The organism is Kitasatospora sp. NBC_00240 (genome assembly GCF_026342405.1).
GTDB lineage: Bacteria > Actinomycetota > Actinomycetes > Streptomycetales > Streptomycetaceae > Kitasatospora.
In genome coordinates, this window is record NZ_JAPEMU010000001.1 from 2,106,743 (window position 1) to 2,130,748 (window position 24,006).

Here is a 24,006-nt window from a genome sequence, read left to right on the forward strand (position 1 = left end):
GGGCGCGCGAGGCGTGCGCAGGGTCAGCGGACGCCGGCCCGGGCACGGCGGTAGAGGACGCCGCCACCGAGCAGGGCCGCGAGCCCGGCCGCACCGAGCATCTCGACGCCGCCGGCACCGGTGGACGCCAGCTGCGGGGCGGTGGCCTGGGCCGGGACGACCGGGGCGGCCGGCGCGACGGCCTGGACCACGGGCGGAGCCTCGGCGGGGCCACCGGCCCGCGGGGTGCCCGGGGTCTCCTTCGGCGGGGTGGAGCCGGTCTCCTCCGGCGGGCACTCCTCCTCCGTGACGGCCGGCGGGGTGGGCACCGACACGTTGCCGCAGGAGTTCCCGAAGGCCGGGTTGGCGGCCCCCACGACGTTGGCCGAGTTCCCGCAGGCGTTCACCGGGATGCTCACCGGGACAGCCGCGTTGTTGCCCGAGAGCACCCCGGGCGAACCGGCCGTCGTACCCGAGGCGGACGCGCCGCCGCCCGAGATGCCCGAGGCGTCGTAGCCGCCGGGCCGCTGGCCGGCCGGGTGCGCCGGCTCGGAGTGGGCGGGTGCCGACTTGGCGGGGGCGGACTGGCCGGGCGCGGACTGGCCGGGGGCACCGGCCGCCGCGGAACGGCCGGGCTCGGAGGCGCTGTGGGCCTGGGCGGCCTGGGCCGCGTGGCCGTGGCCGTCGGCGTTGGCGCACCGGTTGCCGAAGGCCGGGTTGAGCAGGCCGATCACGTCCACGGTGTTGCCGCAGGCGTTGACCGGGACGTCCACCGGGACCTGAACGGAGTTCCCGGATCCCACCCCCGGCGAGTTGACCGCGCCCCCGTGGGCCTCGGCACTCGCGTAGGCGTAGCCGGCGGTCGAGGCCAGCACACTGCCGGTGGCCACGGCCGTGAGGAGCCCCTTCTTGGCTACATTCCTCATACTTTCCCCTGACGTGTTGAGAAGACGTGTTGAAAGTCGGAATTACCGAATTGCCGACTACACCTTCGGCTGCACACGGGACAACGAGGGGCCGGGCCAAAGGTTGAGCCGAACGGCGTTGCTTCACCCGATCGGGCGATGGCACTCTGGCGGACAACCTGAAACCGGCATAAAGACGTGCCCCCGGGCGCGGTCGTCCGCAGCCCGGGGGCACGTTGATCGTCGGACGACCCGGGGCCCGGCCGGCTTCCTGGCCGGCGGCCCCGGGCGTCACGCTCAGATGTTGGCGCAGCTGTTGCCGAACGCCGGGTTGAGCAGGCCGATGACGCTGACGGTGTTGCCGCACACGTTGACGGGCACGTGGACCGGCACCTGGATCAGGTTGCCCGACAGCACGCCCGGCGAACCGGCCGCGACACCCTGGGCACTGGCGCCACCGTGCGCGGCGGCCATGCCCGCACCGGCGAGGACCAGACCACCGGTGGCGGCGGCGACAGCGGCGAGCTTCTTGACGTTCATCGTTCCTCCTGTTGATGTCACAACCCTTTCAGCGGGTTGCACAGGGATGAACGAGGGTCCGTCCGGCGAGGTACGGACGGGTGTCGCCATTCACTCGCAACGGTGATGTCTAGCACGGATGACCGACACGAATTCCCGGCGGAGAATCGTTTCTCTTGATCTCTCCGCACCCGTACCAAATCATTCGTCAGGACAATGCGAACGGCCCGCCTCCCGGCTTCGGGGACGGGCCGCTCACCGCGTGCACCGGCACGCGACAGGTGTGGGGTCAGCCGCGTGCACCGGCACGCGACAGGTGTGGGGTCAGCCGCGTGCACCGGCACGCGACAGGTGTGGGGTCAGCCGCGTGCACCGGCACGCGACAGGTGTGGGGTCAGCCGCGTGCACCGGCACGCGACAGGTGTGGGGTCAGCAGGCGTCGATGAACCGGTCGAGCACCCGGACGCCGAACTTCAGCCCGTCCACCGGCACCCGCTCGTCCACGCCGTGGAACATCCCGGCGAAGTCCAGGTCCGGCGGCAGCTGCAGCGGCGCGAAGCCGAAGCAGCGGATCCCGAGGTCCTGGAACGACTTCGCGTCAGTACCGCCGGAGAGGCAGTACGGCACGGCCCGCGCGATCGGGTCCTCCGCCTTCAGCGCCAGCTGCATGGCCTCCACCAGCGCCCCGTCGAAGCCGGTCTCGATCGCCTTGTCCGAGTGCAGGCTCTCGCGCTTCACCCGCGGACCGAGCACCCGGTCCAGGTCGGCCAGGAACTCCTCCTCGTAGCCGGGCAGGAAGCGCCCGTCCACGTGCGCGGTCGCCTGACCGGGAATGACGTTGACCTTGTAGCCGGCGCCGAGCATGGTCGGCTGGGCGGTGTTGCGCAGCGTGGTGCCGATCATCTTGGCGATGCCGCCGAGCACCCGGAGCGTCTCGTCCATGTTCTCCGGGTCGAGCTCGACGCCCAGCGCGTCGGAGAGCTCGTCGAGGAAGGCCCGGACGGTCTTGGTGATCCGCAGCGGGAACTTGTGCCGCCCGAGCCGGGCCACCGCCTCGCACAGCTCGGTGATGGCGTTGTCGTCGTTCTCCATCGAGCCGTGCCCGGCCCGGCCCTCGACCGTGAGGCGCATCCAGTGCATGCCCTTCTCGGCCGTCTCCACCAGGTACAGCCGCACCTGGTCGTTGACGGTGAAGGAGAAGCCGCCGACCTCGCCGATCGCCTCGGTCACGCCCTCGAACAGGCCGGGGTGCTTGTCGACCAGGTAGCGCGCGCCGTAGGTGCCGCCCGCCTCCTCGTCGGCGACGAAGGCCAGCACCAGGTCGCGCGGGGGCTTGCGGCCCGTGCGGAGCCGGTCGCGGACGACCGCGAGGGTCATCGCGTCCATGTCCTTCATGTCGACCGCGCCGCGCCCCCAGACGCAGCCGTCGGCGATCTCGCCGGCGAACGGGTCGTAGGTCCAGTCGGCGGCGTTGGCCGGCACCACGTCGGTGTGGCCGTGGATCAGCAGGCCGGGCCGGGAGCGGTCCTCCCCCTCGATCCGGACGACCGTCGAGGCCCGCCCCTTGGCCGACTCGAAGATCTGCGGCTCCAGCCCGAACTCGGCGAGCTGCTCGGCGACGTACTCGGCCGCCTTGCGCTCCCCGGGCCCGGAGCCGTCGCCGTAGTTGCTGGTGTCGATCCGGATCAGGTCGCGACAGATCTCCGCGACCTCCGACTCGCCCGTCACCTTCGGGCCGGCCACCCGATCCGCCTTCGAGTCGCTCACGGTCACTCCTCGTCGTCTCTCACCTGCCCGGGAGCGGTCCGCGCCACCCCGGAACCGGGCCCGGGGTCGTGCGGGCACGGCCCGCCCATCCTCTCCCAGCGATCGCCCCTCCCCAAGGAGAACCCCCGGATCACAAGGCCCCGAGCCGTTCCAAACCTCCGGACCGGCCGTTTTTGGGACCAGAAGCCGATCTTTGCTACAGTTATCAAGTCAGCGCGGCACGGAGCAGCGAGGACGAGCGGTACACCCCGTCCGGGTGGCGGAATGGCAGACGCGCTAGCTTGAGGTGCTAGTGCCCTTTATCGGGCGTGGGGGTTCAAGTCCCCCCTCGGACACAGAACGATTCCCTCGGGAATCAGCAAAAGTGCCGGTTGAGATCCTTCTCAACCGGCACTTTTTTTGCTGTCCCGACCCGCAGGTCGGGGCCGCAGGTCAGGATTCCTGGACAGCCACCGACCGGCCACGGCCTGGACGGCGGCCAGTACGCCGGGCCGTCCTGGCCGGCGGAAAGCGCCCGGTTCGGACCGATCGCCCCGGACGCGGCCGGACTACAGTCGATCACCCGGGGGTATCCCCTGTCCGGGGCACTGCCCAGGTGTCCGCGCCGGCGCAGGAACCGGAGCCGCGGTCGAACCCGCCCCGGCCGGCCGACGGCGTACCGGCGCCGATACCTCCGACGTGGGGAGCCGTTCATGACCACAGCGCAGGACCTGCTGCTCACCTCCCTGGACGCGGTGTCCAGCCCTCCCGTCAGCCCCGGCGACCTGTCGCTCGCCCTCGCCGGAGCCGAGCTGATCGATCTGCTGGACGCCCGGGCCCTGGCGCTGGACGGTGCCCTGATCGTGCCCGGCGACCGCCGGCCGGTGGCCGACCGCCTGTTGGCCGAGGCCGCCTCGTCGCTCGTCCGGCAGGCTCCCTACGAATCGGTCGAGGACTGGCTCTGGCGCCGGGGCCGCGGTCTGTCCTCGGCGTATCTGGCCGCCCTGGAGGCGGAGGGTGGCATCGTCCGGGAACGCGGCCGCCGGATTCCGGTCCGGACCGGCCGGACGGTGCTGGTCGATTCGCCCGCCCGCCGGCGCGCGGACGCCCGCTGGGCATCGGGGGATCCCGTCCTCGCCGGCCTGGTGGCCGCCGCCGGGTTCCGGCAGGAGCATACGGACGAGGCCTCGGACGGCGCCTCGGGCGGCTACGACGGCGCGGTCGAGACGGTGCTCGCCGCCGTCGGTGACGCGGTGATGGAGCTGGAGGCCGTACGGCAGCGGCGAACCGTCGAGGACGCGGCCTTCGACAACATCTGGCGAGGCCAATGACGGGAGCACCGGTGGACGGTACGCCGGATCCGTGACGCCGAGGCCTTCGGCCGACGGGCCACGGGCGAGCACCCGACCTGGTGCTGCCCTTGCCACCACCGACTCCCGCGATCGGTTCAGATCGGCGGCTCCCACCAGTCGAGGCAGTCGCCGTCGGCGTCCCACTTCCGACAGGTCCGATGGCTGGTCGACTCGATCGCCGAGGCCTCGCGGTCCACGAACTCGGTGATGATCCGGCCGTCCTCGGCGCGGGAGAACCCGCTCTTCTTCGCGAAGTCGATGTCCATCGAGTGCTCCAGCGCGAGGCTGGCGAGGGCGTAGCGACCCTTGGCCTCGGGGTGCTGGGCGAAGGCGGCCTTGACGGCCTCGAAGAAGGCGGTGTCCTCCAGGGTGTAGATCTGCTGCTTCGTCGTCATCATGCGCTCCTTGGGGATTACGCGGACCGGCCGCAGCGCCGTCGGCCGAGCAGTCGGCGGCGGGCTCCTCCGGGCCCCGGCCGCTGGGCGATCACTTCCCATGCTGCCGCACCGCCGGGGGCGCCGCGAGGTGGCAGAGGTGCTCGCGGCCGGCCTGGGACGGACCGCGGTGACGGAGGGTATCGATCGGCGGGCCGGAATCAGGGCGCTTGTGTCAGAAGATAGTTGACGACCTGACCGGCGCCGCCGCCCACCGGGGCGCAGCCAGCGGCGCCGGCGGTCCCACCCTCGTCGACGTGGCCGGTACCGGCGGGGCCGCCCTGCCCGGTGGCGACGCCGGAGACCGTCACCGCATCGGGCCCCTCCCCGCCGTCGAGCCTCGCGCCGTCGGCGACGTTGGCGGCAGCGACGTTGGCGGCGGCGACATTGGCGGCGCCCCGGCGCCGTCGATCAGGCTGACGGTGTCCCGGCCGGCGTCGCCCTGGACCGTACCGGTGTTGGCGGCCCCGCCGCGGGATCCGCTGCCGCCACGGACGGTGAGGGAGTCGGGGCCGGGGCCGCCGGCCACGGTGCCGCTGTTGCCGGGCGCCCCCAGGTCGCCGTCGTACGTCCGGGAGGTGCCGCCGGTGACCGTGACCGTGGCCGTGCCGGTGCCGGAGGCGCCCTTGATCCGGCCGGTGTTCCCCGCCGCCGACTCGCCGGTCACCTCGATGGTGGTGCTGCCGCTGTCGGAGCCGATGAGGGTGCCCGAGTTGCCGCCCGCCCCGACGGCCCGCACCGTGTGCTCACCGGTGCCGATCATGGTGATGGTGCTGGTGTTGCCGTTGCCGCCGGACTGTCCCCGTACGCTCACCGAGCCCCGGCCGAGGGTGATCGGCCCGCCGTTGCCGCCGGCCGCCGACCCGCCGGGCGCGTGGGAGTCGCCGTTGCCCGTCCCGCCCGCGCCGGGGGTGCCGCCGGTGACCCCGAGGGTGATGCTGCCCGGGAGCCTGGTGTTCGCGCCGCCCGCCTGGTTGATCGACCTGCTGTTGCCGGGGGCGGCGTCACCGCCGTTCCCGCCGTCGCCGTCGTGCCCGGGCCGCCGGTGGGTGTGGTCGGCGCCGCCGGCGCCGGCGTTCCCACCCCGGCCGCCGTTTCCGCCGGTGATCGTGACGGTGTCCTGGCCGCTGCCGTGCACCAGCTCGCCCGCGTTGCCGGGGGCGCCGTCACCGCCGACGCCCCCGTCCCCGCCGTCGCCGCCACCGAGGTCCCAGCCGCTGTCCGCGTGGCCGCCGCCACCGCCTCCTCCCCCGTCGCCGCCGTTCCCGCCGCTGATGATGACGGTGTTGATGCCGGCCCCGAGCCGGACGGAGCCGGTGGGCGTCACGCCCGCCCCGCCGCTGCCGCCGGGGCTGCCGTCCTCGCCGTCGTTCGCCCCGTCGAAGTCGAAGAAGCCGCCGGCGTCGCTGCCCCGGGGCCCGTCCGCGCCCCGGGCACCAGGGGCGCCGGTGATCACCAGGGTGGTGTCGCTGTGGCCGAGCACCAGGGTGCCGGCGACGCCGCCGTGCACGGTGATGGTGTCCTTGCCCTTGTCGGTGCCGGTCAGGGTGGCTCCCCGCGGGATGCCCCGCTCGCAGACGACGGCGTCGCCGTCGGCGCCGACCGTACGGGAGCAGCCGGCCGGGTCGGCGGCGTGCGCCGCGCCCACCGGGACGCTCAGCATCACCGCGGCGACGGACGCCACGACGGCCGGCCGCAGCCGGCTCCCCGCGCCGCTCCCGGCTCTCGCCCTCGCCATCTCGTGCCTCCCCCTCGCCATCTCGCGCCTCCCCCTCGCCGACGGCCGGGGCAGCGTGCGCGGGCGCCCGGCCGTCACAGCATGCGAGCAGGAGCCGCGTGGACGGCCGAGAGCCCGGCGGGACCACTCGAAAGGCTGGTCGTGGCACGGTCGGCGCATGATCCCGGACGGCGGGTCCCGGCCGGGCGATCCCCGTGCGGCGGCGCGGGAAGGTCGGCTCCGGGGGCTTCGGGCCACCCGGAGCACGCCAGCGCGGGGCACCGCGCGCGGGTGGCTGCCGAGCGCCGTCCGGCCACCGCTCCCGCCCGCGCCGCGGTGCCCACCCACCCGCCCTCCGGCCCGCCGGGGCGGGAGGTCAGTGCGCCACCCGCAGGACGATCTTGCCGCGGGTACGTCCCTCGGCGAGCTCGCGGTGGGCCTGGGCCGCCTCCTCCAGCGGGAACACGGCGGCCACCTCCACCCCGAGCCGGCCCTGCTCGACCAGCCCGGCGAGAGCGGTGAGACCGGCGCCGTCCGGCTCCACCAGGAAGGGCGCGACCCGGACGCCACGGGCCTGTGCCTCCTCGGCCAGGGCGGGCGAGACGCCCGACGGCACGGCCACCAGCAGGCCGCCGGGGCGCAGCACCGAGAGCGAGCGGGTGCTGGTGGCATCGTGCTCGTCGCCGACCAGGTCCACCACCACGTCGATGTCGGAGATCTCCTTCTCGAACCGGGTGCTGGTGTAGTCGACGACCTCGTCGGCGCCCAGCTCGCGCAGCCAGGCGTGCTTGGCCGCGCCCGCCGTGCCGGTCACATGGGCGCCCAGGTGCTTGGCGATCTGGACGGCGAAGTGGCCGACCCCGCCGCCCGCGGCGTGGACCAGGACGCGCTGCCCCGCCGTGACCCCGGCGGTGTCGACCAGGATCTGCCAGGCGGTGAGCGCGGCCAGCGGCAGGGCGGCGGCCTCGTCGTGGCCGAGGCCGGCGGGCTTGCGGGCGAACTGACGGGCGGGGGCGGTCACGTACTCGGCGTACGCGCCGGCCGCACGCGGGAACCAGGGCATCCCGTAGACCTCGTCGCCGACGGCGAGGGTATGGACGCCGAAGCCGACCTCCTCGACCACGCCGGAGACGTCCCAGCCGAGGACGAACGGCGGCTCGCCGAGTACCCCGGCCATGCCGCCGCCGGCCCGGGTCTTCCAGTCCACGGGGTTGACCCCGGCGGAGACCACCCGGACCAGGACTTCGGTGGGCAGGGGCACCGGGCGCGGCAGGTCGGTGACGGTCAGCACCTCGGGGCCGCCGAAGGCGTTCTGGGTCACGGCGCGCATGGTCGGTGCGTCGGTGGGTCGGGTCACGGTGGGGCTCCTTCACTGGCGGCGGCCGGACTCGTCCGCCGGTCTCGCTGTTCTGGCGCCGACGCTACGCGGAAGACCGTAGTAACCCGCAAGGGCAGCTACTATCGATTGGGAAGCAATGCACGTCAGCACGTTGAAGGAGCGATCTCTTGGCCACCAGCTGCGCTACCGGCACCCATGACCGGCACGATGTCTACGCCGCCCTGTGCCCCTGCCGGGACATCCTCGCCCTGCTGGCCAACAAGTGGAGCGCCCTCACCATCGGCGCCCTGGAGAGCGGCCCGCTGCGGTTCGGCGAACTCCAGCGACTGCTGGAGGGGGTGAGTCCCAAGGTACTCACCCAGACCCTGCGCCGGCTGGAGGACTCCGCCCTGCTGACCCGCACCATCTACCCGGCGGTGCCGCTGCACGTCGAGTACGCCCTCACCGATCTGGGCCGCAGCGCCGCCGAGCCGCTGGCCGGCATCCGGGCCTGGGCGGAGCAGAACATCGACCGCTTCCCGGCCTGAGACCCCGGGTGCCGGGCCGGGGCACCGGCCCGGGCCCGGCACCCGCGACCGCGCCCACGCCCACTCAGGCGACCCAAGTGCTGGTGGTGCCGACCACCCGGGTGCCGTCCGGGTCGGCCAGCTTCCCGGCGATGAAGGCGCGGGCCGCGTCGGAGGTCTGCACCCGCGGGACGGGGTGCTCGGCGGTGAGCACGGCGACCACGGCCGCGGCGGCGTCCGCGGCGGACTGGGCGTTGGCGAAGGCGCCGGCGGTCCGGGCCAGGTAGGCCTCCAGCGCCGGGGTGTAGGGGCCCATCCGCTCCAGCAGCTCGGAGCGGTCGTCGGGCACGCCGACGTTGGCCACGAACTCGCTCGCGACGGCGGCCGGCTCCACCACCGTGACGCTCACCCCGACCGTGGCGGCCACCGGGGTCAACGACTCCAGGTAGCCCTCCACCGCGAACTTGGCCGCGCAGTACGCCTCGTTGAACGGCTGGCCCACGACCCCGCCGACGCTGGTGACGGCGATCAGCCGGCCGCCCGCCGCGCGCAGGTGCGGCATCGCGGCGGCCGTCACGTTCAGCACCCCGAAGAAGTTGACCTCCATGACCCGCCGGGCGACGTCCACGCCGTCCACCTCCAGCGTGCCGACATGGCCCGCGCCGGCGTTGTTGATCACCGCGTGCAGGGCGCCGTGATCGGCCACCACCGCGGCCACGCAGGCCGCCACCGAGTCGGGGTCGGTCACGTCCAGCCGCCGGATCTCGACCAGGTCGGCCACTCCGGCCGCCGCGGCGGCGGCGCGCAGGGCGTCGGCCTTGGCCGTGTCGCGCATCGTCGCGACCGTGCGCCAGCCGGCCCTGGCCGCGGCGACGGCCGCCTCCAGGCCGATGCCGGTGGACGTGCCGGTGATCAGAACGGTGCTGGTGGTCATGGGGAACCCGCCTTCGGAGGAGTGACACGCGCGGCGCGGGGAGTCAGCGACGCGGGAGGGAGCCGGCCCGGGGAGCCGGTGGACCGGGCCACTGCGCATCATTCCCGTTCGAGTGCACTCCAGGGCAAGCCACGCCCGGAGTCCTGCGGCCCGCGACCCGCCCGGCCCCCGCGGACCGGCCGGCCGGCGCCGCCGCGGAGCTGCGGCGCCGCGTCAGGGCCCGGCACGTTCCGGCGGGGCCGGCAGCGGGCCAGCCGGCCGGTCCGGGACGGGACGGGACCGGACGGGACCGGACGGGCTGACAGTCGGAGCGGCGGCGTTCCGGCCCGGGGCCCCGGGCCGCCCCGTCCGTCCGCCGCCCGGTCACGCCGAGTCGGCGGAAGTGTCGATGGAGGTGATGGCGGGCTGCCCCAGCAGGGCGGCGTCGCCCTGGAAGCCGGCCTCGGCCAGGGCCCGGGAGGCCATGGCGAGGGCCTCCCGCTCGGCGCCGCGACTGTCCTCGGCCGTCACCTCCAGCCGGAGGGTGAAGGTGGGCCCGCCGTCGTTCAGGGTGAGCATGTCGAGGTCCTGGGGGTCCGACCCGACCTCCTGCGGGTCGGCCCCCCGCAGCGCGCCGAGCAGCTGCGCTTTCGCGGCCTGGGTGAGCTCCTGCTTGAAGGTACCGGGCAACGAGATGACGAAGTTGGTCATGGCTGCGGCCTTACGTCGGGCGACCCACGCCTTCGGCGGCGGGACGCGGTGGCGAACAGGTGCGACTGGACGGACCGGGTGACTGGGCCGGACCGGTCGGCTCGGCGGACCGGCGGGACCGACCTGCGTCTCCCCTCGATCATGCCGCCGAAACGCGGGTGCACGCAGCGGTGGAGGTCCGTGGTTGGGCCGTCAGGTCCACTCCCGGCGGGCGCCGAGGTTCCCCACCACCCCGTACACCAGGGCGGCGAGCCCGTAGTCCAGCACCAGCTGGAGGGTGGTCCCGGCGACCTGGAAGATGCCACGGGACCAGGCGGCCAGCCAGTCGGCGGCCTGCTCGATCCAGTGCACCACCGGGTTGCCGGTGTTGGCGCCGAGCAGGCGCAGCAGGATCCAGACGACCAGGACGGCGACGGCGGCGTTGGCGAGCACTCTCACTGCGACGAATAGTCCTCTCATGCCCTGTCGCCTTGCACCGAAAGGGAATTGCAAACTCCCCGGCGCCATCTTCGGCGGCGGACGACAGCGGTGGACGACAGCGGCCGTGGACGACGGCGGAGCACCCCGGCATGACTGCGCGGGGAGCGGGCAGGCGCCGGACAGCCCCCTCCCCTCCCGATCGGAGTGAACCCGGTGACACAGGTAGAGGAATCGATCGAAGTGGCCGTCCCCGTCTCCGTGGCCTACCGCCGGTGGACCCGGTTCGAGGACTTCCCGAGGTTCATGCCGGGCGTCGAGCGGATCGACCGGACGTCCCCCGAGCTGACCCACTGGGTGGTCAGGGTCGGCGGAAGCACCCGGGAGTTCGACGCCAGGATCACCGAGCAGATCCCGGACGAGCGGATCGCCTGGACCACCGTGTCCGGTGACCTGCACCAGGCGGGTGTGATCACCTTCCACCGGCTGGACGACGCCCGGACCAAGGTGATGCTGCAGCTCGCGCACGACCCGCACGGACTGGTCGAGACCGTCGGCGACAAGCTCGGCTTCGTGCACCGCCAGGCCATCGACGGCCTCCAGCACTTCAAGGACTTCGTCGAGTCGCGCGGCGCGGGGGCGGACGCCGGGCCCGGCCCGCTCTGACCTGGGACGACCTCCGGCGTACCCGGGACCCGGCCCGGCGGGGCCCGCTCGGGCGAAGGGACCGCCGCGCGGCGTACCGGTGGGACGGTCAGAGGATCGAGTGGTCGCGGACCCGGCCCGACAGGGAGGCCTCCGGGCCGGCCGTGGCCCGTTCCGGGTCCTGCTCCGAGGCGAACCGGCCGACCACCGGCGGCACCCGGTACCGGGCGGGGGCGCCGTAGCCGGGCTGGTCCCGGACCACCAGTCGGCGGTCGCAGAGGCGGTCGAGCAGGTCGTCAGCCTGGCGCGGCCCGAGGTCCAGCAGGGCGGCCGCCTGCTCCAGGGTGAAGCCGAAGGCGGGCAGGCCGCCGAGCAGGGCGGTGAACCGCAGGTCGTCCGGATGGGTGCCGTAGTGGCTGCGGAGCAGGCAGGTCCGCAGGTCCAGGTCGCCGACCGAGAGCTCGTCCAGGCAGAGCGGACCGTCCAGCAGGCCGGCCAGCCGGGCCAGGCTCCAGTGCGGGCGGGTGGCCAACCGGGTGCCGGCGATCCGGACGGCCAGCGGCAGGAACCCGCAGGCCCGCAGGATCCGGGCGGCGGACTCCGGCTCGGCCGCCACCCGGCGCCGGCCGGCGATCCGCCCGAGCAGCTCGATGCCCTCCTCGGGGCTGAACCCGCCGATCTCCACCAGCTGCGCGCCGGTGAGGCCGGAGAGCCGCGAGCAGCTGGTCACCAGGGTGGCGCAGGAGCCGGTGGTGGGCAGCAGCGGGCGGATCTGGGCCTCGTCCAGGGCGTTGTCGAGCAGGACGAGGATCCGCCGGCCGTGCAGCCGTTCGCGGTAGAGCCGGATCCGGTCCGCCACCGGCACGGGGACGTCCTCGCTGGGCAGGCCGGTCGCCCGCAGCAGGCCGGCCAGCGCGTCGGCGGGGTCGCGCGGGGTGCCGTCGGGCGCGCGCAGGTCGTGGTAGAGCAGGCCGCCGGAGAAGTGGTCCCCGGCGGTCCGGGCCACGCTGTTGAGCAGGGTCGACTTGCCGGCGCCGCCGGGCCCCGAGACGACCGCGAGAGTCCAGTCGGCGGGTCTCTGGGCCGGTCCGTCCTCCTCGGGGTGCAGGATCTCGCGCAGTCGCGCCGAGGCCTCCCGCCGCCCGACGAAGTCCGCCAGGCCCGGGGGTAACTGGCTCGTACTGCCCCTCAGTTGGATAGCCCGCGGCCGCCCGGCCAGTCCCGGCAGACCGACCTCACCGCGGCCCTCGATGACGGCCTGCTGGAGGCGCTGCAGGACGGCTCCGGGCTGCAGCCCGAGCTCCTCGGCCAGCAGCCGGCGGACGGCGTCGAAGACCATCAGCGCCTCCACCTGGCGGCCGGTGCGGTAGAGCGCGATCATCTGCTGGGCCCGCAGCCGCTCCCGGTAGGGGTGGACCTCCACCAGGGCGTCCAGGTCGGCCAGCGCCTCGAAGTACTGGCCGAGGCCGAGCCGGACGTCGATCGCCATCTCCGCGACGGCCAGGCGCCGTTCGGCCAGCCGTACGCTCTCCTGCTGGACCAGCGGCGAGCGCTCCATGCCGTCGAAGGGGTGTCCGCGCCAGAGCGTCAGGGCGCGCTGGAACAGCCGGTCGGCCTGCTCCGGCTCGCCCCGGCGGGCGGCGGCCGTCCCCTCGGCGGCGAGCGCCTCGAAGCGGGCCAGGTCGACCTCCTCCGGCGCGGCGGAGAGCAGGTAGCCGCCGGGGCGGCTGAGCACCCGCGGCCCGTCGCCGGGACTGACCAGCGCCTTGCGCAGGTAGTGGACGTTCACCTGCAGGTTCTTCGCGGCCGTGCGCGGCGGGTTCCCCCACCACAGGGCCTCGGTGAGGCGCGGCGTCGACACCGTGGTGTTGGCCCGGCAGAGCAGGGCCGCGAGCAGGAAGCGGAGTTTGCCCGATCCCAGATCCACGAGAGTTTCACCGACGTGCACTTCGAGCGGTCCGAGCACGCTGAACTCCATGGCGATCCCTCCCCGGGCATGGAACGGTCCGTGCGCGCCCCACCCCTGGGCGCGTCAACCGGCCTGTCATCATTGCGGCCTGACGGTATGTCGTCAACGGGCTGCGCAGCGTGGTGTGCGGCTGCCCGCACCGGCGGGAACACCAGGGCACGGCCGCCCCACCCACCACAGCCGGGACCGCCCCGGGCGGCCGCACCCGGGGTCGGCGCGGCTTCTCAGGGCCGGGCCGCGAGCGCCTCGGTGAGCGCCTGGAGCAGCCTGCGGCCGGCGTCCCGCCGTTCGGCCGGCAGGGCGGTGAAGGCCTGGACGAGGGCGACCACCTCGGTCAGCTCGGCGGAGCCCTCGCCGTGCAGCACCTGCCGGGCGCTGCGGGCGCGTTGCACCGTCGCGAGGGCGGCGGCCGCCTGGGCCGCGAACAGGCCGAGCCAGTCCAGGTCGCGCAGCGCGGACTGCCGCCGGACGTCGCGGTCCAGCACCTCCAGCACCCCGAGCACCCGGTCGCCGTGCAGCAGCGGCGCCGCCATCAGGGCGTCCGGCACGTACCGGGTGGACTCGGCGATGTCGCGGTCGAAGACCGGGCTCTGCGCGAGGTCGTCGACGATCACCGGCTCGGCGGACACCAGGACCCAGCCGGCGATGCCCCGGGCGGCCGGGAACCGGTTGCCGACCAGGAAGTCCTCGCCCTCCCCCGAGACCGCCTCGAAGACGAGTTCCTCGGTGCCGGGGTCCAGCCCGATGATCGAGGCGGCGCGGGCGCCGAAGACGCCGCGGGCCGCCTCCACCACGGACTGCAGCAACTCCCGGTGCCCGGTGTCGGAATCGGTGACGGCGAGGGCCGTGGCGAGCACGTCCTGGCGGTTCATGGGGCTCTCCTGACGTTCGCCGAGGTGAGATGCAGCAGGCTCTTGACCTGGAAGGGCGTCAGCCCCGGATGGTTGCCCAGGATCCGGGCGCAGAGGCCGGCCACGTGCGGGGTCGCGAAGCTGTTGCCGGTGCAGCGGCGGGTGCCGCCCTCCAGCCAGGCGACCGGGACTTCGACGCCCCGGGCGAAGAACTCCACCGGGGGCACCGGGTTGTAGAGCAGGTGCAGCGGGTCGGGCAGGTCGTGGCTGCCCACCGAGACCACCGAGGAGAACCGCCAGGGGAAGCTCTCCACCCGCAGGTTGTGCGCGGAGGCGACCAGCAGCGAGCCGGCGAAGTAGGCGGAGTCGGCGAGTTGGTGCAGTCGCAGCACGAAGTCCCGTTTGGTCGTGGACAGGCTCATGTTGATCACGTCGAAGCGCTGCTCCACCGCCCAGCGCAGGCCGGCCAGCAGGGCCTCCCCGGTGCCGGAGAGGCCGGAGCCGAGCACCCGCAGGCTGACCAGTTCGCAGTCCGGTGCCAGCGAGCGGATGATGCCGGCGCAGGCCGTGCCGTGGCCGCAGGTGTCGCCGATCTCGTCCACCTCCACCACCTGCTGCCCGTCCGGGCCGGTGCGGACGGCGAAGGACCCGTCGAGCCGGCCGACCTGCGGGTGGTCCGGCATCACGCCGCTGTCGAGCACGCAGACCCGGACGCCGGCGCCGGTTCCGGTGGCGGTGGCGAGCGGCTGGGGCGGCAGGGCGGGGCCCGGCCAGCGGCTGTCGAGGGTGAGCGGGACGTCGGCCAGGTCGGTGAGCCGCCAGGTGAGCGGTTCACCACCGGGGGACTTCCAGTGCGGGGTGGTCATCGCTGGCCGCCGTCCCGCAGGAGGGCCGCCCGCCGGGCGCCGACCAGGTGGCCCTTGCCGGTGAAGGCCCGCTCGGCCCGGTCGGCCACCGTCCGCGCGTGCACCGGGTCGCCGACCGCCAGCAGTACGGTCGCCCGGTTGAGCAGCGCCTGGGCCCGCCCGACCGGGGAGTCGGTGCTCTCGGCGAGCCGCACGGCCTCCGCCGCCAGGTCGGCGGCCCGGTCGTGCTGCCCTGCGGCGGCCGCCAGCCGGGCCCGGACGGCCTGGTGCTCGGCCCGTTGGAGGGGTGAGTCGCCGGCCCCGGCCCGGACGGCGTCCGCCAGGGTCTCGGCCTCGGCGTGCCGCCCCTGGTCGAGCAGCAGCGCGGCCAGGGTGTCGGCGGCCGTGGCGTGGGTGTCCGGGTCGCCGGAGGCCACGGCGAGCGCGCAGGCCCGGCGCAGCCGCTCCTCGGCGGCGGCGGGCGAGCCGGCCAGCGCCTCCACCAGTCCGCCGAAGGTCTGGATCGCCGCCTGCGGCACCGCCACCCCGAGGTCCTCCGCGATCCGTTCGGCCTCGGCCACCAGGGCCCGGGCTTCGGTGAAGTCGCCGCCCATGGCCAGCAGGACCGCCAGCGGGCAGCAGAGCGCAGCCCGGACGGCCCGGCGGCCCGCCGCGTGCCCGGCCAGCAGCTCCCGGCAGCGGGCGACGGCGGCGGGCACCGGCTCCGGGCCGAGCCAGAGGGTGACGGCGAGCCCGCCGAGGGCGGTCGCCTGTTCCAGCACCGCGCCGGCCCGGCCGCCGCTGGCCAGGGCGGCCTCGAAGTGGCCGGCCGCCTCGACGTAGCGGCCACGGGCCTGCCGGCCGTGCGCCACGTAGAGCCTGGCCCGGGACTGGCCGAGTTCGTCGGCGGCCGCGGTGAAGACGGGCAGCAGCTCGCGGGCGGTCTCGACCAGGGGCTCCAGGCCGGTCTCGGGGACGGCCAGGTAGGCCAGGTGCAGCCGGGCGTGGGCCGCCGGGCACGGGTCGGGCTCGACCTCGGCGGCGGACCCGGCGGGACCGGACCCGGTAGTCGCGCAGGGGCCGGGGAGGGCGCAACCGGCCGGGTCGGGGACGCCGGTCGCGGACCGGCCCGGGAGGGCGGAACCGGCCGTGTCGGCGAGGGCGGAACCGGCCTGGCCGGCGGGCGCCTCCGCCAGCAGTCCGAGCAGCAGGTCGCGGGCCGGTCCGGCCGCCCCGGTGGCGATCAGCGCCTCGGCCAGCCGGAGCCGGGCCGCACTGCGGTCCGGGGTGCCGGGCTGCGCCAGGTCCGCGGCCTGGGAGAGGAGTTCGGCGGCCCAGGAGCACTCGCCGCGGGCCAGTGCCCGCTCCCCCGCCGTCAGCAGGTGCCGCGCCGCGCCCGCACCCAGCCGGGCCAGCCCCTGCCGGTCGGAGCCGAGGTCCCGGTGGTGGCGGTGGGCCTCCGCGAGGTGGCGGCCCACCAGCTCGTGGCGGACCGGCTCGTCGGCGGCCAGCCGGCCGGCGTACGCCTCGTGCAGGGCCGCCCGGCGGCGCTTGGGCAGGCCCGCGTAGCAGACCTCGCGGACCAGCAGGTGGACGAAGCGGTACCCGGCGGTGCCGGGCCGCCGCCCGGCCGGCTCGACCAGCCGCCGGCGCAGCAGCGCCTGCAGGACGGGCGCCAGCTGGTCCCGCTGCTCCCCGGCGCCGGCCCGGGCGCCGTCACTCGGGGCGCCCTCACTCGGGACGTCCTCACTCGGGGCGTCGTCCCGCAGGGCGGTGTCCTGCAGGCCGACGTCCCGCAGGCCCGGGACGGTGAACTCGCGTCCGATCACCGAGGCGTGCTCCAGCACCTCGCGCTCGGCCCGCGGCAGGCGGTCGAGCCGGGCCTCCAGCAGGGCCTGGACGGTCGGCGGCAGTTCGTCCGCCGTGCCACCGTCCGCCAGCACGGCGACCAGCTGCTCGGCGAAGAGCGGGTTGCCCTCGGCCGCCGCCGCGACCCGGCGGACGGTGCCGGCCTCGCTGTGCGCCGTCACCTCGGCGCAGGATCCGACCAGCTCCTCGCAATCGGCCGGCGACAGCGGGCCCAGCACCAGGGAGGTCGCCGACAGCTTCGCCCCGCCCCAGCCCGGGCGGACGTCCAGCAGGTCGAGCCGGGCCAGGCAGAGCAGCAGCAGCGGGGCGCCGGCCGTCCAGTCCGCCAGATGGTCGATCAGGTCCAGCAGGGTCGGCTGCGCCCACTGCAGGTCGTCGAAGACCAGGGTCACGGGCCGTACCTCGCCCAGTGCCTGGAGCAGCAGGCCGGTGGCCCAGAAGGTGTCCTCGGTCGCGGCGCCCGTCCCGTCCAGCACGGCTCCCAGCAGCGCCACGGCGGCCGGGGCACCCTCCTGGCCGTCCAGCAGCGCGCGCAGCGCGGCCCGTTCGGCGGCGGGACCGGCGGGACCGGCGGGCTCCGCCCCGTCGGCGGGGCCGCCCGGGAGTGCGCCCATCGCCTGCCGCAGCAGCTCCGCCAGCGTCTGCAGGGAGCCGGCGCCGCCGTACGGGTGGCAGCGGCTGACCGCGACCGCGCCGCCGCCCTCGCGCAGCCCGGCGAGGAACTCGGCCACCAGCCGGGACTTGCCCACGCCCGGATCGCCGAGCAGGGTGAACAGGTGGCAGCCACGCTGGGTGACGGAGCGTTCGCGGGCCAGCTCCAGCTGGTGCAGCTCGTCGCGGCGGCCGATCAGCCGGGCGCTGCCGGGCCGGGCGGCGGCCTGCGGGTCCGGCTGCACGCCGGTCAGCCGCCAGACCGCCAGCGGCCGGGACTTCCCCTTCACGGTGAGCGGTTCGACCGGCTCCGCGGTGATCTCGGGCGCGGCCACCCGGTGGCTGACCGTGCCCAGCAGGATCCCGCCGTCGGGGGCGTGCTGTTCGAGCCGGGCCGCGACGTTGACGGTGTCGCCGGAGACCATCGCATGACCGTCGCCGAACTCCCGGGACCAGAGCACCTCACCGGTGTTCACCCCGATCCGCAGCCGCAGTCGCACCCGCAGCGCGGGGTCCAGGCCGGCGTTGAGCTCGTCCATCGCCTGCTGCATGTCCCAGGCGGCCCGGACGCCCCGCAGGACGTCGTCCTCACGCACCCGGGGCACCCCGAAGACCGCCATCACGGCGTCGCCGATGAATTTCTCGACGGTGCCGCCGTGGTGCTCCAGGCAGTCGCGCATCAAGGTGTAGTAGCGCAGCATGACCTCGCGCAGCGCCTCCGGGTCCAGTCGCTCGGCCAGCTCGGTCGAGCCGGCCAGGTCGGCGAAGACCACGGTGACGGTGCGCCGGGCGCGGACGGGCCGGGCCGCCGCCTCCAGCGGGCGTCCGCAGGCCATGCAGAAGCGGGCGCCCGGCGCGTTCTGCCCGGTGCACGAGGGGCACTCCATGGTCGCCCTCCTGAGGGTCTGGGCCCGGACGGCCGCACGCGAGGGGCGGGCGGGCGGCGGGTGTCGGGAAGGGGCGGGTGTCGGGAAGGGGCGGGACGTCGAGCGGACGGACGGGATCTCGGGGATCGGGGGTTCCGGGCCGGCAGGCACAGCCCTCAGAAGAAGAGCCCGCCCACCATCAGGTGCGCCTGCACCTCCGGGCCGGCCTCCGCCAGCCGCAGGCCGACGCCGGCGAGCACCGCGACCTCGTCGGCCGACAGGGCTGCCAGCACCGCGCGCTGGCCGTCGGTCAGCTCGTCGATCGGGAAGCCCGACGCGGCCAGCACGTCGAGCGGGGCGTCGGGGGTGCCGGGTGCCTCGGGAGCGTCGGCGATGTCGGGGGCTTGGAGGGCGTCGTCCATGGTCGGCCCGTTCCTTTCTCACTCCGGGGGTGCCGTACCGGCGCGGGCCGCGGGGCCCGCGCCGGTACGACCGCTTGCCGACGGATCGGTTACCAGACCACTCCGCCGGTGGTGTTGGAGTCCTGGCTGTGGGCGGCCACGTCGCCGTCCAGCCGGGACTTGATCGAGTTGATGACCTCGACCTCCTCCGGGGACAGGTGGGCGATCACCGCCAGCTGCTCCTCGCTCGCCCCCTCGAAGCTGTGGCCGCTCGCGGCGAGAGCCGCAATCGAGTCGAATGCCATGTCCGTTCTCCTTCTCGTGAGGTACCTGACGACGTCACAGGTTCGGCATGTCCTACGGTTGTTCGTGGCGCACCGGGAGCGACCGGGGCCGGACGGTGGTGCGGCAGACCCCCTGCCGCACCACCACCCCGGCGCCGCGGTCACCGGCGGGCACTACCAGACGAGGCCGCCGACGGTGTCGCTCGGGGGCGCCACCGAGTGGGCCGCGACCTCGCCGTCCAGGCGCGACTTGATCGAGTTGATGACCTCGACCTCCTCCGGGGACAGGTTGGCGATCACCGCCAGCTGCTCCTCGCTCGCCCCCTCGAAGCTGTGGCCGTTCGCCGCCAGGGCCTCGACCGACTCGTTCGCCATGTCTACCTTCTTCCGTGATCCGTACTGACGCCCCGGCCCGACCGGTCGGCCCGGCCTCGCGTCGTCTGCGGAGCCCGCCAGCGCGGGCCTTTCGGGGGTGCCGGCCGCCTCGGGGGCGCCGGCTGGTTCAGGGGTTCCGGGCGGGTCAGGGGTACCGGCCGGCCCGGGGGCCTCGCCGGCGTCGTCCGCGGGGACCGGCCCGGTACCGTCCGCGGCACCGGGGTCGTCCCCCGGGTCGTCCGCCGGCCCGTCCACGTCCGCCGGTCGCAGCCGGAGGAACACCGCGCCCAGGACGGCCAGTCCGGTGCCGGCGCCGGCCAGCACCCAGCCCAGGCCGATCCAGACCGCCAGGGCGGCCCCGACCAGCGGTGCCGAGATCTGCAGCACCGTGGGCACGATGTTCACCACCGTGCTGACCCGCCCCATCAGCTCCTGCGGCGTGGCCCGCTGCACCAGGTAGAGGAAGACCACCAGGATCCCGGTGGAGCAGAGCCCGATCCCGACCGCCACCGGCAGCCAGAGCGGCGGGGCCATCCGGAAGCCGGTCAGCACCGCGGCGCCGATCAGGGCGATCAGGACGCCGGTGGCCGCCTGCGAGGTGGCCAGCAGGGTGAAGGCGTTCCAGCGCTGCCCCCACTGGCCGACCAGGACCGTCCCGGCGACCGCGCCGGCGGCGACCGCCGCGATGGCCGGTCCGTACAGGGACTTGGAGATCCCGAGCTGCACCAGGACCAGCGGTGAGAGGGTGTCGAAGGCCAGGACCAGGAAGATGGTGGCGGAGAGGCTGCCGATCGCGATCAGCAGGACCCGGTTGCCGAGCACGAAGGTGATGCCCTCGCGCAGTTCGTGGCGGAAGCCGGTCCGGCCGGCCGGTTCGGCCGCGGTGTCCTGGTACGTGTCCCCGGCGGCCGGTTCGGCGCGGCCCCGCGAGCGGGCCGGCAGCCGGAGCCGGGACAGGATCAGGGCCGAGAGCAGGAAGGTCGCGGCGTCCACCACGAAGGCGCCCTGCGGGCTGGTCACGGCGAGCAGCACACCGCCCAGCGCCGGTCCGGCGATCTTGCAGACCTGGGTGACGAAGCCGCTGAGCGAATTCGCCGCCAGCAGCGCCGACTTCGGCACCACCAGGGTGACGGTCGACTGCTGGGCCGGCACGAACAGCGTGCTGACCGCCACCTTGGCGACCACCAGCACCACCAGCACCGGGAGGTTCGGCGCCAGCAGGTAGCCGAGCACCAGGGCGGCCCGGGCCAGATCGCAGCCGATCATCACCTGCTTCTGCGGGAGCCGGTCGGCCCAGACCCCGGCGAAGGGCGCCACCAGCATCCACGGGACGGCGGCCGCCGCCGAGACCACGGCCAGACCGCCCGCGCCGGCCTGCCACTGGTAGGCCACCAGGGAGATCAGCGCGACGAAGTCGATCCAGTCGCCGAAGCTGGAGAGCAGCTGGCCGCCGAAGAGCAGCCGGTACTGACGGTGGTTCAGTGCGGACAGGAATCCGGATCGGGGCATCGCGGCCGCCTCCCGGTCAGACCGGCCGGGCGGCGGGGCCGGTGCCCGCGACGGGCGCGGGCGGGGCCTCGGGCACGGTGGCGAGCAGTTCCTCGAAGAGGACGGTGGTGGTCTGCAGGGTGTGCAGGGCGCTCACCCCGATCGCCGTGTGGTGCTCCGGGCCGAGCGGCAACTCGTCCAGGAGGCAGAGGAGTTCGTCGCGGTGCCGGACGTCGAGGGTGGCGTGCCGGTGCAGCGTCCGGAACCCCTCGACCGGGTAGCCGGTGCGCTCCCGCAGGTAGCCGGTGAGCTGCGGCGACGGCGGGTAGCCCTCCAGCACGGCGATGTGGCCGAGCAGGCAGACCGGGTGGTGGTGGCGGATCCAGTAGTACTGCGCGCCGACCAGGTTGGCCACGGCCGTGCCGGGCATCGCGCTCAGCAGGGTGTCCGGGTCCTGGCCGATCGCCGCCAGATCCTCCCGCACCCAGTCGTCGTGGCCGCGCTCCTCGCGCCGGTGCTTGGTCAGGTAGCCGACCAGGCCGGCCGCCACCGGGTCGGCGGAGGCGAGCGCCTCGGACCGTTCCAGGGCCAGCTCCATCAGCGGCACGGTGGCGCGGATGGCGGTGTGCAGCAGCCGCAGGTAGCGCGGGTAGAGCTCGGCCACCGACGGGGAGGTCCACAGTCGCGAGGTGAGGGCGGAGAAGCCGGGCATCAGCAGCCCGATCTTGGCCCGGACCAGCTCGCTGTTGCCGCGGGCGGCGCCGGACGGCCCGGCCGCGGTGGCCGGCCGCGCGGGCGGTGTGACGGTACTCATCGATGCGCTCCCCTTCCCACCAGGTCGATCGCGCTGAGCAGCAGGTCGTCCTGCTCGGGGACGACCCGCCTGGTCATCGCCCAGCAGAGCCCGCAGATGTCGGCGAACTCGCGGTCCGCCAGATCGGTGAAGCGCGGGTGCGCGGTCAGCGCTCCGCCGCCGGCCGTGCCCATCGCACGGTAGAGCGGGTTCTGCTGGAGCTCCTCCACGGCGCGGCCGACCTCCTCGCCGCTGGCGCAGTCCCGCCGCAGCGCGGCCGGCCCGCCGCCCATCAGGACGGTCTCGTTGCAGCAGGCGGTGACCCGGCCGTCGTAGCGGATCACCGGTGAGATCACCAGTTCGCAGGCGCCGAGGGCCCGCCCGGGCACCCGCTGGGGGCGCTCGAAGATCGCCGCACCGCGTCCGTGCGGGAGCCCCTGGGTCGCGACCAGTTCGGCGTACCGGGCCCAGCCGGCGCCGAAGGCCTGGACGAGCAGTTCCTCGGCCCGCCCGAGCGCGTCGCCCTGGTCGACCACCTGGACGACGATCGGCAGGTCGTGGCCGGCGATCGTGCGGGCCGCGCCGGTGAAGCGCTCGGGGCCGGTGCCGGCCTCGTGGTAGGCGTCGGTGCTGAGGTAGACGCAGCGGCAGCGCGCCAGCACCTCGTGGATCCAGCGCGGCGGGTCGGCGGCCCGGCCCCAGACGCCGCTGGTGTAGACGACCAGGTCCTTGCCCGCCTCGGTGATCCGCCGGGCGGCGTACGTGAGGCCCCGTCGCTCGACGAAGGGCTCGCCGCCGGAAACGCCGATCATGGTGCGCAGCGGGTCGGCGCTGAGCCGGTCGACGATCTGCTCGAAGAGGTCGAAGTCGGTGATCCGGGGGCTGTCCGGCCGGGAGTCCACCGAGCAGTGGCCGCAGCCGACCGGGCAGCGGTCGGTGATGAAGAGCAGGGCGGTGGCGCCGCGGGTCTGCCGGATGCGGTTGATCTCCGCGTGGGTCAGCCGGTCCATGCGAGGTCCTGCCGGGAGGCGTCGCGGTGCCCGGCCGGGGTCCGCGGCGGGGTGTCCCCGAGGGTGATCAGGTCGGCGTAGCCGGGCACCCCGAAGCGGCGTGCGAAGCCCAGCGGGCCGGCGTCCACCGAGACCTTCTCCACCGCGTCCCGGACGGCGATGGTGGACGGCAGCAGGGTCAGCGCCTGCACCCCCTCCTTCACCCCCGGCGTGGTGGAGAGCTTCCAGCAGGTCTGGCAGTAGCCGTCGCAGCCGTCCTGCCCCCCGAAGCGCTCCGCCAGGTACTCCGGACCGTAGGTGCGGATCGCCCCCACCATCGGGGACTCCAGGGCCTTGCGCTTGACGGTGTCCCAGTCGTCCCGGGCGATGTGACCGAGGAAGAGGTGGGCGGGCAGCGGCACCTTGCCGTCCATCACGTCCTGGTTGCCGCACGAGGTCACCTGGCCGTTGAAGCCGATGACGGGCCAGCAGGCCAGCGTGCAGGGCGCGGCGGTGGCGGGGTAGGCGGCCTGCGGGCGGGTCTCCATCCACTCCCGGGCGCGGCCCACCGGGGACAGCGGCACCACCAGCATCGGCACCCGGTCGGCGAACTCCCGGCGGACGGCGGCGGTGATGTCGGCCAGGTACGGGTCGTCCGGACCCTCGCCGGTGATCTGCAGGCTGACGTCCTTGCCATCGTCCAGCAGCTCGTGCAGCACCCGGAAGACCGCCGCCCGGGGCACCTCCTCCTCGTGGAACCGGTCGGTGCTGGCGGAGAAGTGGTCGACCGCCTCGATGGCGGCCCGGACCGGCTTGGGGATCCGGGGCTTCTGCGCGAAGTACAGCCCGGACAGCACGTAGCTGCGCGAGCCGACCGCCCGCGCCCGGTCCGCGATGTCGCGCACCAGCCCCGGGCGCAGCAGCGCCTCGCCGCCGGACATCAGGGTGAGCTCGGGCCGGTTCTCCGGAGTGAAGGTCTCCGCGAAACGCAGGAACATCCTGGCCGGGAACTGCTCACTGTCCATCAACGACTCGGTGGAGCAGTGGCTGCAGTGCAGCGGGCACCTCCGGGTGAGACCGAAGTAGACCGCGGCGGCCGGGATCGGCCTCAACCTCAGGATGTCCTGCAGATGCACGCGAATCGCTCCCTTCGAGGCGCAGCCGGGCCGGCTACAGACCGATCCTCTTCCCTCCTGGTTCGCCTCCGGTTTGAAAGCGGTTTGAGAACGGCTACGGCAGCCCCCGCACCAGGGCCGCAGCGCCGGCGGGGCCGGGAACCGCCGCCCGCCTGGCGCGCCTGCGGCGGGGATCCGGGCTCCGCGGCGGGACGGCGGCCGCCGTCGGGCGGGGATCGCGGACCGGGAGTCGCAGGCACCGGCTCCGGGCGCCGGCCCGACCCGGGCCGGGGCGGCCGAAACCCGGACGGCGGGATTCGGCTCCGG

At 74.7% G+C, this 24,006-nt stretch carries 22 protein-coding genes and 1 tRNA gene; 4 read left to right on the forward strand and 19 right to left on the reverse strand.

What is annotated here, in order from left to right; all coding sequences use genetic code 11:
• Positions 1-23 precede the first annotated feature (23 nt).
• From OG689_RS44770 to OG689_RS08830, 3 genes are all read right to left on the reverse strand, one after another.
• Complete coding sequence (locus OG689_RS44770; protein WP_323189266.1) at positions 24-905, reverse strand: chaplin; 882 nt, start codon at positions 903-905, stop codon at positions 24-26.
• A 276-nt stretch (positions 906-1,181) separates the two neighbouring features.
• Positions 1,182-1,424, reverse strand: a complete 243-nt coding sequence (locus tag OG689_RS08825; RefSeq protein ID WP_073921616.1) for a chaplin — start codon at positions 1,422-1,424, stop codon at positions 1,182-1,184.
• Positions 1,425-1,832: 408 nt separating this feature from the next.
• Positions 1,833-3,170: a M20/M25/M40 family metallo-hydrolase gene (locus tag OG689_RS08830; protein ID WP_266319155.1), complete on the reverse strand. Its 1,338-nt coding sequence runs from the start codon at positions 3,168-3,170 to the stop codon at positions 1,833-1,835.
• 250 nt (positions 3,171-3,420) lie between these two features.
• On the opposite strand from OG689_RS08830, the gene OG689_RS08835 reads away from it, so the two are divergent.
• Both OG689_RS08835 and OG689_RS08840 read left to right on the forward strand, forming a co-directional pair.
• Positions 3,421-3,505, forward strand: a tRNA-Leu gene (locus OG689_RS08835).
• 357 nt (positions 3,506-3,862) lie between these two features.
• The gene (locus OG689_RS08840; protein ID WP_266319157.1) at positions 3,863-4,480 is read left to right on the forward strand and encodes a GPP34 family phosphoprotein; all 618 of its coding nucleotides are present in this window, start codon (positions 3,863-3,865) and stop codon (positions 4,478-4,480) included.
• Positions 4,481-4,596: 116 nt separating this feature from the next.
• Here the strand turns inward: OG689_RS08840 and OG689_RS08845 are convergent, their stop codons facing one another.
• From OG689_RS08845 to OG689_RS08855, 3 genes are all read right to left on the reverse strand, one after another.
• On the reverse strand, positions 4,597-4,896 hold the full coding sequence (locus OG689_RS08845; RefSeq protein ID WP_266319159.1) for a hypothetical protein: 300 nt from the start codon (positions 4,894-4,896) through the stop codon (positions 4,597-4,599).
• 346 nt (positions 4,897-5,242) lie between these two features.
• Positions 5,243-6,673 carry a hypothetical protein gene (locus tag OG689_RS08850; RefSeq protein ID WP_266319160.1) on the reverse strand — a complete coding sequence of 477 codons (1,431 nt, stop codon included), beginning with the start codon at positions 6,671-6,673 and terminating at the stop codon, positions 5,243-5,245.
• Between the two features lie 355 nt (positions 6,674-7,028).
• Entirely contained in the window at positions 7,029-7,982 is a 954-nt protein-coding gene (locus OG689_RS08855) for an NADP-dependent oxidoreductase (RefSeq protein WP_266326973.1), read from the reverse strand.
• A gap of 176 nt (positions 7,983-8,158) precedes the next feature.
• Between OG689_RS08855 and OG689_RS08860 the strand changes: the two genes are divergently transcribed.
• Complete coding sequence (locus OG689_RS08860; RefSeq protein ID WP_266319161.1) at positions 8,159-8,518, forward strand: helix-turn-helix domain-containing protein; 360 nt, start codon at positions 8,159-8,161, stop codon at positions 8,516-8,518.
• A gap of 64 nt (positions 8,519-8,582) precedes the next feature.
• Here OG689_RS08860 and OG689_RS08865 read toward each other — a convergent pair whose 3' ends face one another.
• The 3 genes from OG689_RS08865 to OG689_RS08875 form a co-directional block, all read right to left on the reverse strand.
• Positions 8,583-9,431, reverse strand: a complete 849-nt coding sequence (locus tag OG689_RS08865) for an SDR family NAD(P)-dependent oxidoreductase (protein ID WP_266319163.1) — start codon at positions 9,429-9,431, stop codon at positions 8,583-8,585.
• Between the two features lie 363 nt (positions 9,432-9,794).
• The gene (locus OG689_RS08870) at positions 9,795-10,121 is read right to left on the reverse strand and encodes a hypothetical protein (protein ID WP_266319164.1); all 327 of its coding nucleotides are present in this window, start codon (positions 10,119-10,121) and stop codon (positions 9,795-9,797) included.
• 192 nt (positions 10,122-10,313) lie between these two features.
• Positions 10,314-10,580 carry a hypothetical protein gene (locus tag OG689_RS08875; RefSeq protein ID WP_266319166.1) on the reverse strand — a complete coding sequence of 89 codons (267 nt, stop codon included), beginning with the start codon at positions 10,578-10,580 and terminating at the stop codon, positions 10,314-10,316.
• A 174-nt stretch (positions 10,581-10,754) separates the two neighbouring features.
• Here OG689_RS08875 and OG689_RS08880 point away from each other — a divergent pair, with 174 nt between their 5' ends.
• Entirely contained in the window at positions 10,755-11,204 is a 450-nt protein-coding gene (locus OG689_RS08880) for an SRPBCC family protein (RefSeq protein WP_266319167.1), read from the forward strand.
• Between the two features lie 88 nt (positions 11,205-11,292).
• Here OG689_RS08880 and OG689_RS08885 read toward each other — a convergent pair whose 3' ends face one another.
• The 10 genes from OG689_RS08885 to OG689_RS08930 form a co-directional block, all read right to left on the reverse strand.
• Positions 11,293-13,161 (reverse strand): AfsR/SARP family transcriptional regulator, encoded by a 1,869-nt coding sequence (locus OG689_RS08885; RefSeq protein WP_266319168.1) that lies wholly within the window; start codon positions 13,159-13,161, stop codon positions 11,293-11,295.
• 215 nt (positions 13,162-13,376) lie between these two features.
• The gene (locus OG689_RS08890; RefSeq protein WP_266319169.1) at positions 13,377-14,024 is read right to left on the reverse strand and encodes a GAF domain-containing protein; all 648 of its coding nucleotides are present in this window, start codon (positions 14,022-14,024) and stop codon (positions 13,377-13,379) included.
• Positions 14,021-14,869, reverse strand: coding sequence for a S8 family serine peptidase (locus OG689_RS08895; protein ID WP_266319171.1), 849 nt, complete (start codon positions 14,867-14,869; stop codon positions 14,021-14,023). Before OG689_RS08895 ends, OG689_RS08890 begins: the two co-directional genes overlap by 4 nt.
• The gene (locus tag OG689_RS08900) at positions 14,866-18,255 is read right to left on the reverse strand and encodes an adenylate/guanylate cyclase domain-containing protein (protein WP_266319172.1); all 3,390 of its coding nucleotides are present in this window, start codon (positions 18,253-18,255) and stop codon (positions 14,866-14,868) included. Before OG689_RS08900 ends, OG689_RS08895 begins: the two co-directional genes overlap by 4 nt.
• Before the next feature lie 155 nt (positions 18,256-18,410).
• The gene (locus OG689_RS08905; protein ID WP_266319173.1) at positions 18,411-18,656 is read right to left on the reverse strand and encodes an aroma-sacti cluster domain-containing protein; all 246 of its coding nucleotides are present in this window, start codon (positions 18,654-18,656) and stop codon (positions 18,411-18,413) included.
• A gap of 89 nt (positions 18,657-18,745) precedes the next feature.
• The gene (locus OG689_RS08910; RefSeq protein ID WP_073921629.1) at positions 18,746-18,940 is read right to left on the reverse strand and encodes an aroma-sacti cluster domain-containing protein; all 195 of its coding nucleotides are present in this window, start codon (positions 18,938-18,940) and stop codon (positions 18,746-18,748) included.
• A 153-nt stretch (positions 18,941-19,093) separates the two neighbouring features.
• Positions 19,094-20,803: an MFS transporter gene (locus tag OG689_RS08915; protein WP_266319175.1), complete on the reverse strand. Its 1,710-nt coding sequence runs from the start codon at positions 20,801-20,803 to the stop codon at positions 19,094-19,096.
• A gap of 16 nt (positions 20,804-20,819) precedes the next feature.
• Complete coding sequence (locus OG689_RS08920; RefSeq protein WP_266319177.1) at positions 20,820-21,596, reverse strand: iron-containing redox enzyme family protein; 777 nt, start codon at positions 21,594-21,596, stop codon at positions 20,820-20,822.
• Positions 21,593-22,585 carry a radical SAM protein gene (locus OG689_RS08925; protein WP_266319179.1) on the reverse strand — a complete coding sequence of 331 codons (993 nt, stop codon included), beginning with the start codon at positions 22,583-22,585 and terminating at the stop codon, positions 21,593-21,595. Before OG689_RS08925 ends, OG689_RS08920 begins: the two co-directional genes overlap by 4 nt.
• The gene (locus OG689_RS08930) at positions 22,573-23,700 is read right to left on the reverse strand and encodes a radical SAM protein (RefSeq protein ID WP_266319180.1); all 1,128 of its coding nucleotides are present in this window, start codon (positions 23,698-23,700) and stop codon (positions 22,573-22,575) included. Before OG689_RS08930 ends, OG689_RS08925 begins: the two co-directional genes overlap by 13 nt.
• Positions 23,701-24,006: the final 306 nt, after the last annotated feature.

What these genes read in the sequence shown, in the direction of transcription:
- OG689_RS08895 (WP_266319171.1), bottom strand. Translation starts at nt 14,869, where the DNA reads ATGACCACCCCGCACTGGAAGTCCCCCGGTGGTGAACCGCTCACCTGG.
- OG689_RS08905 (WP_266319173.1), bottom strand. Translation starts at nt 18,656, where the DNA reads ATGGACGACGCCCTCCAAGCCCCCGACATCGCCGACGCTCCCGAGGCA.
- OG689_RS08845 (WP_266319159.1), bottom strand. Translation starts at nt 4,896, where the DNA reads ATGACGACGAAGCAGCAGATCTACACCCTGGAGGACACCGCCTTCTTC.
- OG689_RS08910 (WP_073921629.1), bottom strand. Translation starts at nt 18,940, where the DNA reads ATGGCATTCGACTCGATTGCGGCTCTCGCCGCGAGCGGCCACAGCTTC.
- OG689_RS08850 (WP_266319160.1), bottom strand. Translation starts at nt 6,673, where the DNA reads ATGGCGAGGGCGAGAGCCGGGAGCGGCGCGGGGAGCCGGCTGCGGCCG.
- OG689_RS08865 (WP_266319163.1), bottom strand. Translation starts at nt 9,431, where the DNA reads ATGACCACCAGCACCGTTCTGATCACCGGCACGTCCACCGGCATCGGC.
- OG689_RS08885 (WP_266319168.1), bottom strand. Translation starts at nt 13,161, where the DNA reads ATGGAGTTCAGCGTGCTCGGACCGCTCGAAGTGCACGTCGGTGAAACT.
- OG689_RS08870 (WP_266319164.1), bottom strand. Translation starts at nt 10,121, where the DNA reads ATGACCAACTTCGTCATCTCGTTGCCCGGTACCTTCAAGCAGGAGCTC.
- OG689_RS08825 (WP_073921616.1), bottom strand. Translation starts at nt 1,424, where the DNA reads ATGAACGTCAAGAAGCTCGCCGCTGTCGCCGCCGCCACCGGTGGTCTG.
- OG689_RS08920 (WP_266319177.1), bottom strand. Translation starts at nt 21,596, where the DNA reads ATGAGTACCGTCACACCGCCCGCGCGGCCGGCCACCGCGGCCGGGCCG.
- OG689_RS44770 (WP_323189266.1), bottom strand. Translation starts at nt 905, where the DNA reads ATGAGGAATGTAGCCAAGAAGGGGCTCCTCACGGCCGTGGCCACCGGC.
- OG689_RS08855 (WP_266326973.1), bottom strand. Translation starts at nt 7,982, where the DNA reads ATGCGCGCCGTGACCCAGAACGCCTTCGGCGGCCCCGAGGTGCTGACC.
- OG689_RS08875 (WP_266319166.1), bottom strand. Translation starts at nt 10,580, where the DNA reads ATGAGAGGACTATTCGTCGCAGTGAGAGTGCTCGCCAACGCCGCCGTC.
- OG689_RS08915 (WP_266319175.1), bottom strand. Translation starts at nt 20,803, where the DNA reads ATGCCCCGATCCGGATTCCTGTCCGCACTGAACCACCGTCAGTACCGG.
- OG689_RS08840 (WP_266319157.1), top strand. Translation starts at nt 3,863, where the DNA reads ATGACCACAGCGCAGGACCTGCTGCTCACCTCCCTGGACGCGGTGTCC.
- OG689_RS08900 (WP_266319172.1), bottom strand. Translation starts at nt 18,255, where the DNA reads ATGGAGTGCCCCTCGTGCACCGGGCAGAACGCGCCGGGCGCCCGCTTC.
- OG689_RS08925 (WP_266319179.1), bottom strand. Translation starts at nt 22,585, where the DNA reads ATGGACCGGCTGACCCACGCGGAGATCAACCGCATCCGGCAGACCCGC.
- OG689_RS08890 (WP_266319169.1), bottom strand. Translation starts at nt 14,024, where the DNA reads ATGAACCGCCAGGACGTGCTCGCCACGGCCCTCGCCGTCACCGATTCC.